The organism is Corynebacterium sp. HMSC072A04, assembly GCF_001809235.1.
Taxonomy (GTDB): Bacteria; Actinomycetota; Actinomycetes; order Mycobacteriales; family Mycobacteriaceae; genus Corynebacterium; species Corynebacterium hiratae.
Map to the genome: position 1 here is coordinate 79,864 of NZ_KV796786.1, position 9,874 is coordinate 89,737.

Annotated in this window: 10 protein-coding genes and 1 pseudogene; 6 read left to right on the forward strand and 5 right to left on the reverse strand. The window is 55.0% G+C overall.

Annotated features, from left to right (window positions below):
• Positions 1-56 precede the first annotated feature (56 nt).
• Entirely contained in the window at positions 57-812 is a 756-nt protein-coding gene (locus HMPREF2565_RS06915) for a hypothetical protein (protein WP_071407063.1), read from the forward strand.
• Here the strand turns inward: HMPREF2565_RS06915 and HMPREF2565_RS06920 are convergent.
• Positions 791-1,219 carry a hypothetical protein gene (locus HMPREF2565_RS06920; protein ID WP_232745289.1) on the reverse strand — a complete coding sequence of 143 codons (429 nt, stop codon included), beginning with the start codon at positions 1,217-1,219 and terminating at the stop codon, positions 791-793. The genes HMPREF2565_RS06915 and HMPREF2565_RS06920 overlap by 22 nt on opposite strands.
• Before the next feature lie 148 nt (positions 1,220-1,367).
• Complete coding sequence (locus HMPREF2565_RS06925; RefSeq protein WP_071407064.1) at positions 1,368-2,057, reverse strand: MerR family transcriptional regulator; 690 nt, start codon at positions 2,055-2,057, stop codon at positions 1,368-1,370.
• A gap of 211 nt (positions 2,058-2,268) precedes the next feature.
• On the opposite strand from HMPREF2565_RS06925, the gene HMPREF2565_RS06930 reads away from it, so the two are divergent.
• On the forward strand, positions 2,269-2,868 hold the full coding sequence (locus tag HMPREF2565_RS06930; protein ID WP_071407065.1) for a lipoprotein LpqH: 600 nt from the start codon (positions 2,269-2,271) through the stop codon (positions 2,866-2,868).
• 113 nt (positions 2,869-2,981) lie between these two features.
• Here HMPREF2565_RS06930 and HMPREF2565_RS06935 read toward each other — a convergent pair.
• Positions 2,982-3,514, reverse strand: a pseudogene (locus HMPREF2565_RS06935) (DUF711 family protein); the annotation flags it as partial.
• Between the two features lie 234 nt (positions 3,515-3,748).
• Positions 3,749-5,065 carry a tetratricopeptide repeat protein gene (locus tag HMPREF2565_RS06940; protein WP_071407066.1) on the reverse strand — a complete coding sequence of 439 codons (1,317 nt, stop codon included), beginning with the start codon at positions 5,063-5,065 and terminating at the stop codon, positions 3,749-3,751.
• A gap of 342 nt (positions 5,066-5,407) precedes the next feature.
• Between HMPREF2565_RS06940 and HMPREF2565_RS06945 the strand changes: the two genes are divergently transcribed.
• The 4 genes from HMPREF2565_RS06945 (at position 5,408) to HMPREF2565_RS13415 (ending at position 9,366) form a co-directional block, all read left to right on the forward strand.
• Positions 5,408-6,481, forward strand: coding sequence for a hypothetical protein (locus HMPREF2565_RS06945; RefSeq protein ID WP_141745893.1), 1,074 nt, complete (start codon positions 5,408-5,410; stop codon positions 6,479-6,481).
• Complete coding sequence (locus HMPREF2565_RS06950) at positions 6,481-7,440, forward strand: hypothetical protein (protein WP_071407068.1); 960 nt, start codon at positions 6,481-6,483, stop codon at positions 7,438-7,440. Before HMPREF2565_RS06945 ends, HMPREF2565_RS06950 begins: the two co-directional genes overlap by 1 nt.
• A gap of 123 nt (positions 7,441-7,563) precedes the next feature.
• The gene (locus tag HMPREF2565_RS06955) at positions 7,564-8,142 is read left to right on the forward strand and encodes a lipoprotein LpqH (protein WP_070547412.1); all 579 of its coding nucleotides are present in this window, start codon (positions 7,564-7,566) and stop codon (positions 8,140-8,142) included.
• A 15-nt stretch (positions 8,143-8,157) separates the two neighbouring features.
• Complete coding sequence (locus HMPREF2565_RS13415) at positions 8,158-9,366, forward strand: CHAT domain-containing protein (RefSeq protein WP_158010568.1); 1,209 nt, start codon at positions 8,158-8,160, stop codon at positions 9,364-9,366.
• Here the strand turns inward: HMPREF2565_RS13415 and HMPREF2565_RS06960 are convergent.
• The coding region (locus HMPREF2565_RS06960) for a DUF711 family protein (RefSeq protein ID WP_141745894.1) at positions 9,367-9,874 on the reverse strand (508 nt) is incomplete at its 5' end.

Consider the following 9,874-nt stretch of genomic DNA (forward strand, 5'->3'; position numbering starts at 1 on the left):
CACAGGGTCTAGAAGTGGTCAGACCCCGGCATGCTGCCGCAGGAGAGGAAGAAGTCATGAACACCGCCAATAACCTCGATTCCGTTATTGAACCGTTGCTCACCGGATTAGTGAGCAAACGACCTGAGGTCCGCGTGGACTGGGCCTATACCGAATTGAAAGAGGGCATTGAGTCTGGTCAGTGGGATGACCATCTTGATCAGATTCGTGAACGCCTCAGCGGCTACTTGCGTACAGACAAGGTGTGGACGAAGGCTTTGTCCGCTCGGTTGCTCAACGCGCTGGCGGAGGCAGGCCACTTCCACTACGAGGACTACCTCACCTTCCGCGCGTGGTATGTCACGGAGGATGACACACGCGGCATTGTTAAAGACATCGGCCCTATCATGGCCGTTGGTTACGGCGCTGACTATGTAGAAACCTGTGTTCGCAAGGGGATGATCCCAGCCGTCGAAGGCGCAGCGATCATCTCGTGCCGCCTTCGCGCCCCCGGAGGAGTGTGGCATGACGATGAGGGCTTGCGGCTTGCGCGTGCTGCCTGCACCACAATTGGCAAAAGCACCTCGCTCCACATCCTCGAAATCTGGATCGAAAGGCTAAGCAATACCGTGCTTACCGAAGGCGTGCGCAACAACAACCGCGCCGTCGTGGAAAACTTCGCCCGCTTTCTCAAGGCCACAGCCCACATGGTCCGCAGTGAACCGGAGAAGTGGGGAATTGATGCCGAACGCGCGGAGCTGGCCTTGCCAATGATTGCGGAGCTTGAGGAGCAACTACGCAACGCTAGCGACTACCGAGAAGCAGCACCATAAAAGCGCACCTTCGTAACCTCCATCGAGCGAACACGCTGCCATGGGTAGCGGTCTGGTGATGCTTGGACCGGCTCACTGAGGTCGAGGAGAGTATCGGTCCCGGCTGGGCCGCCTACTATGAGCTCGTCGTTGCTTAGGATAACCGCTGATTCGAAGGTGCGGTCCGCCTGTGTGGTGCGGACAAAAGCCATCGGTACCTCAACGAAGATTGTTTTCCCGCGCCGCAAAACCGTGAGGTCTTCGGTGACATAACTGGGGCGAATGCGTTCAGCGGCAATCAGGCCCCACACAAAGATGATGGCCCACAGCGACAACAGCAATGCCACAATTCGCAGAACGCCCGCAGGTAAAAGAAGGTGAACAACTACCATTTCAACCAGCAATATCGCGGTGATGAAGCCAAGCATGTGGAGCCTTCCAGGAGGGTGGGGAAGTGCCACGGCGCCAACTGGAAGTAGCGTTTGTCCTCGCATCCAGCGCCACAGATCCCGGTAGAGGCCCAATTCATACTTGGCAAGGCGAAATCCAGGATGCCTTTCTACACATCGCCAGATGCTAGTCACGTGATCCTCCAGCCAAAGCCTCGAGTGCTACACCTTGCGCACCAGTCGTCGGCGCATCAGTCACGGTCAGCGAAGCGTTGCCAGGCAGCAGCGTTGGGTAGATTCCTCGCATCAGCCCGTGTTCGCCCATGTTGCGCAGCGTCTCGACGATAAGCGCAACCCTACGATCACGCGGAGACAGCGAGCCAAGCTCTCGCCACAAGGTTTCAACTCTGCGGAGAACTGCACGGCAATCGTCGTCAGCGAGGTTCTTTCGAAGCTGTTCCCAGGTCGCTGATGTAGCGACGCCGGTAAGCGCCATGAGATCCCAGGAGTCCAATTCCAGCTGCAGCATTGCTGGGTCTTCGATAACTTCGCTCAAGGACTCTCGAATATCGTTGGGGGTTCCATGAGGTGCTGCGGCCAAAGCACGCAGCTTCTCACGTTGTCGCTGCAGACGAGCGATTTTTTCGTCCACAATGGCGAACGAGCGCTCGATGGCATCGGGAGAGGAGACATCAGCAACGGCAACGCCGGCGTCGATCAGTGCTCGCGCACGAACAACTGCGGCGAGATCGGAGATCGAGTAATCGCGATAGTTTCCGCTGGTGCGTGCTGGTTCGGGAACCGCACCCGTCTCGTGCAAATGGCGCACGGATCGCACTGAACAACCAGCGACCGCGGCAACGTCTGAGATCTTCATAGGACCAAACTAAACCCTCACATTGTGTGAGGGTCAAGCGGTCAGTGGAGTGAACTAGTCGAAGGGGGCGTCACTCTTCATTGATCAACACCATTGAGCTTGATTACCCCCGCGTGGGGGAGCATGTTTGCGCCCCGCCAAACGAACCTTCACTAGTGTTTGTGTTATCTGCGTCACGCATGAGTGGCCAAACTCAAAGAAGGGAAAGCCAATGAAAGTAGCTAAGTCTATTACGTCTCTTGTAGCGGCTATCGCGTTGACAACGCTCGCCGCGTGTTCACAATCTGACAGTGACGTCAGCGAGAAATCAGCAGTTGATACCACCCAAGCTGCAGCTGGAGGTGAGCAAACTTCCGAAGACACCAACGTAGATTCCGCCGCAACCTCAGAGTCTGCCGATAGCACTGACTCCGACGCAGAGTCCACTGCAGGATCAGACGATCAGGTCGGTTCAACAGGCGGCAGCTATGAAGCCACGGTCGATGGAAAGGCGATCGAAGTTGAAAACGAAACTATCCTATGTCAAGAGGCAGCTGGTTCGATGAACCTGACCGTAGCACCCGAAGGGGCTGGTACAGCCAGCATAACCGCCGTGCTTAGTACTGATGAAAACCTAACGGTCAAGGCTCTCGGAATGGTAGATGGGGAGGGGAACACGTTGGCATATGCCGAGAGCAGCCCGATGGGATCTGCCACGGCATCGAAGGAAGGCGACACCTACACGATGTCGGGTGAGGGCCTTTTGTCTAATGGGAGTAATCCAACCACCGGGGAAACGAAGCCATTCGAAGTGAAGATTACCTGTAGCTAATCGGAGTGAGTCGGGGTGAATCGACAACAAGTGCCGTCCCCGTGGTGTAGAGAGGCCAGCACTTGTTTGTTCACGTGATTATTGGGAAGGCGATGTAGACTCCCGTCCGCTGACTAGTTGCGGAAACCGTGCACCGGTGCCGGAATGAAGCCACCGCGGTTGATGAAGGTGGAGTTGCCTACCTGGTTAACCGGGATGACCGGAGCGTAGCCTAGAAGACCGCCGAAGTTGACCTCGTCGCCAGCCTTGGTGCCTGGGGCGGGGATAACGCGCACGGCGGTTGTCTTATGGTTCATCACGCCAATGGCGGCTTCGTCCGCGATCATGCCGGCGATGGTCTCAGCAGAGGTATCACCCGGGATGGCGATCATGCCCTTGTCCTCGGAAACCGGGATGAAGGAACCCGACAGACCACCCACGCGGGAGCAGGCCATCATGCCGCCCTTCTTCACGGCGTCGTTAAGCTCGCGACCGCTGCCGTGATGCCGTGCGTGCCCACCTGGTCGAGTCCCATGTGCTCCAGGATGTGCGCGACGGAGTCATCCAGCTCTGCAGTGGGGGCGAGGGAGAGGTCAATGATGCCGAAGGGGACACCGAGGCGCTCCGAAGCCATTTCACCCACGAGCTGGCCTTGCCGATAATTGCGGAGCTTGAGGAGCAACTACGCAACGCTAGCGACTACCGAGAAGCAGCACCATAAAACGGACCTTCGTTACCTTCGTCGGGAGAGCGTGCTGCCATGGGGAGCCGTCTGGTGATGCTTGGACCGGCTCACTGAGGTCGAGGAGAGTATTGGGTGCCTCAATGAGGGGGCCCGGGGCAACAGCGCCGACATTCGAAAACTAGTAGGCCAACTCCTCATCCACCGGATAGGTTGTTCTCAGTTATCGGTGTCAGCCTTGTGAACTACGCTCCAGTCATACTGTGCGGTGGCTTCTACGATGAGGGCCGAAAGCGCTGGAGTATCCCCAAGGAAAAGTGCCAATGAACAAGCGGCTTCAAAGGCATGTCGCAACCTTGAACGTACAAACCTATAGCGGGTTCTGCTCTCCGCAATGCTTTGGCTGACACTATAAATAGTCCGCATAGCCGCGATGATGCGCTGGAAGGCTTCGCTAAGTTCATTGTGAGACACACCGTGATAGCGATCGTGCCATTGAACGATATACTCGGCTGCCGTCACATCGATCGATGCCGTAGACAATTTGTGCCCGTGCTCCTGACGAATGGCGCGGGCCTGCGAGAGCTTTCGCATCGCGATCCGGTGATGTTGTGCGGCCTCATCAACATCGCTAGTGGCATGTGCAAGGCGTTGGTGTACGAAAGCCTGCTGTTGCAAGACATCAGAGAAGAAACAAACGTCATGTTGGTCGTACGCCAGGGCTGCACACGCTTCGAGTGTATGTAAAGCTTCATCGTGGCGGCCTTCGAGATGTAATCGATGTGCCTGTATAAGCATTATTTGTTTGCTAACTTGCGGTTCAACCGTGACTATGGTTGTTCCAATTTGTGCGATAGCAAGCGAAACACTGCTAACCCACTCTGGATGTGCGCTCAAGAGACGCAAATAAGCGCGTGTAAGTTGCAGGGTTGGCGCGTGGTTCGGATCTTCGCCTATCAAAGGTTCTGCACGGTTGAGGTTTAGCTCAGCAGCGGCATAATCACCAAGCATCATTTCGGTTTGTGCCACTCCTAAAAGAACGATTCCAAGATAAGAAGTGCCGAGACTTCGAGCTAAGGCTTGTATGTTTCGATAGGCTATAGCGGCCTGATTGTGTTGTCCTTGGCACATAAACAACGCAGCACGTTCAATTTTTGTTAGGAAAGTGCGTTTTACAGGTTCAAGTGTTCGCGGAGCTAGTTCTTCGAGTGCAGCGATTCTCTTTTCGGCTTCCTCTAGCTTATTGGCGAAACGAAGCGATTGAGCGACGCTGAATGTGATTGCCCATTGTTGGTCTTCGAGGCGCATCAACTGAGACGGGTCGTCGACCTTTAGCTTTTTCCTCTCAATAGTGGAAAGGGCTCCGTGGAGAACGTCGATGGACAAAGCAAGGTTGGCTTCACGAGTGACTTGAGGAAATTCTAAGAGTAGGTCGCTGAGCTCAGAGACACCCTTAGAACACTGTTCCGAATTAGTTAATTTCGTGGAATTCCAATGGGCAGGGGTTTCTCGCCACGAATCGTCGCCAGCCCGCATTTTCGAGCTTGCTTCCTCACATCGAGCTCTGAAAGCTCGTGCCGAAGTACGCACTTTTATGGAATCGAACACACTATAATCTCAGCACAGATTGGAATTTGTTGTCGATGATTTGGACACTTATGTTGAGAGGTAACGAAGCCCATGGCTACCTTGAGACCACGCACTGCAGTAATTGCGGATGCGTGGACCGCCGCAGAGATTGACGCACCTGCGCTAGTAAATAAGAAGGGTCTGCCTCTGGCACGAACACAGAAATGTCTACTTGATCCACTAGTTTTTAGGCCGCGGGAACGAAAGCATCTCGCCAAGGCACTGTTGAACCCCGCGGACGCTGCCGAGATGTACCAGCTTCTGGTTGATTCCCGAGAGGCGTTGTCATGGACGTCCTTGTGGTATCTCGAGTTCAAGGAAATGAGACAAGCACTGGGAATCTCGGAAGGGAATCCCCAGGAGCTTTATTATCCCCGAGCTTATGAGCTCGCCATTACTAGGGGAGCCCCCGAGGGCGATGTAAGCGAGCTCGTTAGTGCACTACTAGATTCCATACACACGATTGGCCCCAGCACGAGAGAAGTGATGGAGGTGCTGAGGTCAAAGGAAACGCATGACTATGCGGAGAAGACATGGACTTCCTCTTGGTACAACAGAAGAGTACCCCCTCAAACTCATGGACTTAGTGAACGACTAGCGCTTGCTCTTCTTGATCAGTCAGGGGAGCGTCTTGAAGCTTTTGTGGCTACAGAAGACGTTCGGGCTATCGCTTTTGAAATGCGAGATCAAGAAGGAATTATTGAGAAGTTTCTGGAAGCTATTGTCCCTAAAACGCAAACAGTTTCTCTTTCTGAGAAGGATCCCCTTGTTCCACCAGAGTTGTTAGGTTCGGCATTTCTTCCGCTTGACCGGACCATTGAACAGCGCGTGCGGGCAGCGTTAATTCGGCATCGGGACGCAGACTCAGAGGTTGGTGCAGCGGAAATCGTGATCGAAGAGATTGAAAGGGTAGTGGATGCATTTGGCCTCCACGATGCCCGAAGCCAAGCGCTTTTTCTTGTTGGCACGGTGATAGCACCTCAGCTAACTCCGCTGCTTCACGTTGATTCTGACGACGGCGGAGCGGCAGAGGGCTTTGTAGGTGAGCTCCAGCAAAGAATACGGAGGGAGGCATATGTAATGCACTTGCGACGCCAATTATGTGCTGGGGGAGCCATTCATCCTGACCAAACCAAGGTCGTTGCTGATTTGCAAGATTTCTGGAAGCCTTGGTTGAACCGCTTATGGTCTCGACTACACGGTCGCGAAATTAGGCCACGTCCCCCGGCTGAAAGCCCTAAAGAATTGCTGACCGGCATTACCCGTTCTGTCATTCTTGACCACCGCGCAAGAATCCGTAAGTCTCTTGAGAGGAGCTCCTGATGAGGTGGACATTGAAAGATGGAGCCTGGTCATCGGGCGTTATTAGCTTCTCAGAGTTTCCACTTATCCAAGCTGTTGAAGCTAGGGGAGCGCTATTGGAGTGGAATATCGACGAGCCCGAAAGGAGCCGGCCACGCATCACGATCACTGACGAAGACGAATGCGATTGGCTGTGGGAACTCATCGGAGAGCCTGCCCATGTTGAATTTGTACAGTCGGCGCAGAACCCCAACATGCGAAAAGCATTCAATGTCGCTGCTCAATGGAATCTGGAGACGTTACTGGCGCTTCGAAAGCTCGCTCATGGCCAGTGGCTACGAGATTGGTGGCCGACCAGTGCCGTTGATGGGGTACCCAAGCTGAGTGATGAGGGGCTGGTTCGTGAGATGAACGACGTGGCTATGCAGGTAGAAACAATCGTCGACGGGTATCAGTTTTCTCGTACTGAGGACACCTCAGTGTCCTTAAACAGAACAAGGGACAACCAGGCACAATCTGACTATGCTTTGGTCGCGGGCACAGTTCAAGAGTGTGCGATCACGGGCCCCATTTTTAGTGGTACATCCTCCCCGGCGTGGCAAGGGCTGCCAGCACATGTAGTTGATGCGACAGAGAATCCCGTTCACTGGCATGTCGAAGCGGCTCCGAATCCGGTGCTAGACATCCAAGTATTACTCGCTGATAAGCAGTCAAACGGTGAAGGCCTTGAGGTGCGGGTGCTTCGCGGACCTGAGGAATTAGCCCACGGATATCTCGACAAGCGGGGGTTCGCGTCTGTGCCGTTAGGTCTCACGGTAGCTGAGGTATGGCTTCAAGATTGGACTGACGTGGTCGTACAAGTTGGGGTTGATGTCAACGAGAGCCAGGAAGTGCGCAACCGTATTAGGGCCTTTGCTCAGGAGCGACTGCGAGCTCGCGACAGGTTGAGCTTTGCCGAAGAGTGCGTTGCTCTTTACTGATTGAAGGCATCGAATCCCCCCCCCTTTGGGGGACCAGTTTTGTGAGTGGTAGAGCTAGCATTCTCCAATACTGAGGCTAGCTGGCACTCGAATGCACAGCTAAATGCAAAGAAAGGAACTCCAGTGAAGATCACTAAGTCTCTCGTATCTCTTCTTGCCGCCGTCTCGTTGACAACGCTCGCTGCCTGTTCTCAATCTGAAGGCGACAACGGCGAAAAGTCTGCGGACGCTACCACCGAAGTTGCTGCCAACGAGGCTGAAAAGACTGAAGACTCTAGTACAGATTCTGATGCGAATGCAGAATCAAACGACAGCGAAGATGAGTCTGCAAATGCAGATGCGAAAACCGCTTCAATCGGTGGAAGCTATGAAGCCACAGTTGATGGCCAGGCCATCGTGGTAGAAGACGAAACCATCGTATGCCAGGAGGCAGCTGGCACGATGAATCTCGCAGTAGGTTCCGGTACAGCTGGTATCTCCGCAATGCTTTCCACCGATGATAACCCCACGGTGAAGGGTGTCGGAATGATGGATGCAGATGGAAATACCCTGGCCTACGCTGAGGGTAGCCCGATGGGCTCCGCTACGGCGACGAAGGAAGGCGACAGCTACACCGTGTCGGGTGAGGGCATTGTGACCGATCCACAAAACCCGACCAGCATGGAAACGAAGCCGTTCGAATTGAAGATTACCTGCGGTTAATCAAGGTAAGACGTGGTGAGTGGGCAACAAGTCCTGACCTTGTGGTTTGCTGAGGCAAGCACTTGCTGGATCACGTGGCGCTGGGAAGGAGAGGAAGACGCGCACGCGTCTCGTCTTGACCCAGCGCTACGCCAGACTCTTCTCAACTTTTATGAGGAGGCATTGCCCAATGCTCGCCCTGCTGAATCTGCGGAGGAAGCGCTCGACCGCGCCTTGAGTGGTCCATTGGCCTCTCCACAAGAATCGGCGGATTTTGGGGCAAGACTAGCTGATGGTCTTCTTCCCACTGAACTGACCCAAGCGTTAATTCGACGTTCTGGGCATGGCGCCGAGCGCGTTTGCATGAAGATCCATGTATCTCCAACTGCAGCTCGGATTCCATGGGCACTCCTGCGTATTCAAACAGAAACTGCAGGAAATCATCGTACGCTACTTTTGGACTTTGCGGACGTCGCTATAGCTATTCCCCGCAATGCTTCCCGCCTTGCGAAACGCCGCGATAAAGGAGCTTCGCGTTTGCGTGTTAACGGAACACGGCGCGGGGTTGTAGCTGTCATCGATCCTAAAGTTCCTGGATACCAACCGACTTCGGCGTTGGGCTCGGTCCTGGGACCACCCCAAGACAACGATGAACTAGCAGCACTTTTAGGGCGGCGAACTGGAAACCTTATTCCCACAGCGACCGTTTTCTCTGAACTAGCTAGACGTAGTGATCTAGATCGCCGGTGGCTCAAGTCCGTACTGCCTAAAGCTTCCGCTTTTCTGTACGTGGGACACGTTAGCGTGGGACAGGACCTCACCTCCTCAGGGGCATCATCAGCACTCCACTTGTGTTGTGTTGATGACACGGGGCAGCACGATCCGTTGACCGCCGGTGAGATTCTAAGCGATGAAGAGTTCGTGTTCCCTGAACACGTGGCATTCATTGGGTGTGGTTCTGGTACCGACCATACTTTTCTCGAACCCATGGGTTTGTCTTTGGCCGCGCATTTGCGGGGCGCTCAGTACGTCATCGCTGCTTCGTGGACGATACCCACGGATTCATACCTTCCCTCTACACCGTTGCGGCGACTGATTCTTGCAGCCGATGAAGCATTAGATTCATCTAATCCGGCGCGTGCAATGAACTTGTGGCAACGTGACCGTGCGGAAGCGTGGTTTCGCGACGGCCACGTTAAGGACACCCCATTGCTTTGGGCGGCGATGCAGACTTTCGTGCGCTGACTAGTTGCGGAAACCGTGCACCGGTGCCGGAATGAAGCCACCGCGGTTGATGAAGGTGGAGTTGCCTACCTGGTTAACCGGGATGACCGGAGCGTAGCCTAGAAGACCGCCGAAGTTGACCTCGTCGCCAGCCTTGGTGCCTGGGGCGGGGATAACGCGCACGGCGGTTGTCTTATGGTTCATCACGCCAATGGCGGCTTCGTCCGCGATCATGCCGGCGATGGTCTCAGCAGAGGTATCACCCGGGATGGCGATCATGTCCAAGCCCACCGAGCAGATCGAGGTCATGGCCTCCAGCTTGTCGATGGAGATGGCACCGGTGCGCACCGCATCGATCATGCCCTTGTCCTCGGAAACCGGGATGAAGGAACCCGACAGACCACCCACGCGGGAGCAGGCCATCATGCCGCCCTTCTTGACAGCGTCGTTAAGCAGTGCGAGCGCTGCCGTGGTGCCGTGCGTGCCCACTTGGTCGAGGCCCATGTGCTCCAGGATGTGCGCGACGGAG

What these genes read in the sequence shown, in the direction of transcription:
- HMPREF2565_RS06930 (WP_071407065.1), top strand. Translation starts at nt 2,269, where the DNA reads ATGAAAGTAGCTAAGTCTATTACGTCTCTTGTAGCGGCTATCGCGTTG.
- HMPREF2565_RS06940 (WP_071407066.1), bottom strand. Translation starts at nt 5,065, where the DNA reads ATGCGGGCTGGCGACGATTCGTGGCGAGAAACCCCTGCCCATTGGAAT.
- HMPREF2565_RS06920 (WP_232745289.1), bottom strand. Translation starts at nt 1,219, where the DNA reads ATGCTTGGCTTCATCACCGCGATATTGCTGGTTGAAATGGTAGTTGTT.
- HMPREF2565_RS06945 (WP_141745893.1), top strand. Translation starts at nt 5,408, where the DNA reads ATGTACCAGCTTCTGGTTGATTCCCGAGAGGCGTTGTCATGGACGTCC.
- HMPREF2565_RS06915 (WP_071407063.1), top strand. Translation starts at nt 57, where the DNA reads ATGAACACCGCCAATAACCTCGATTCCGTTATTGAACCGTTGCTCACC.
- HMPREF2565_RS06950 (WP_071407068.1), top strand. Translation starts at nt 6,481, where the DNA reads ATGAGGTGGACATTGAAAGATGGAGCCTGGTCATCGGGCGTTATTAGC.
- HMPREF2565_RS06925 (WP_071407064.1), bottom strand. Translation starts at nt 2,057, where the DNA reads ATGAAGATCTCAGACGTTGCCGCGGTCGCTGGTTGTTCAGTGCGATCC.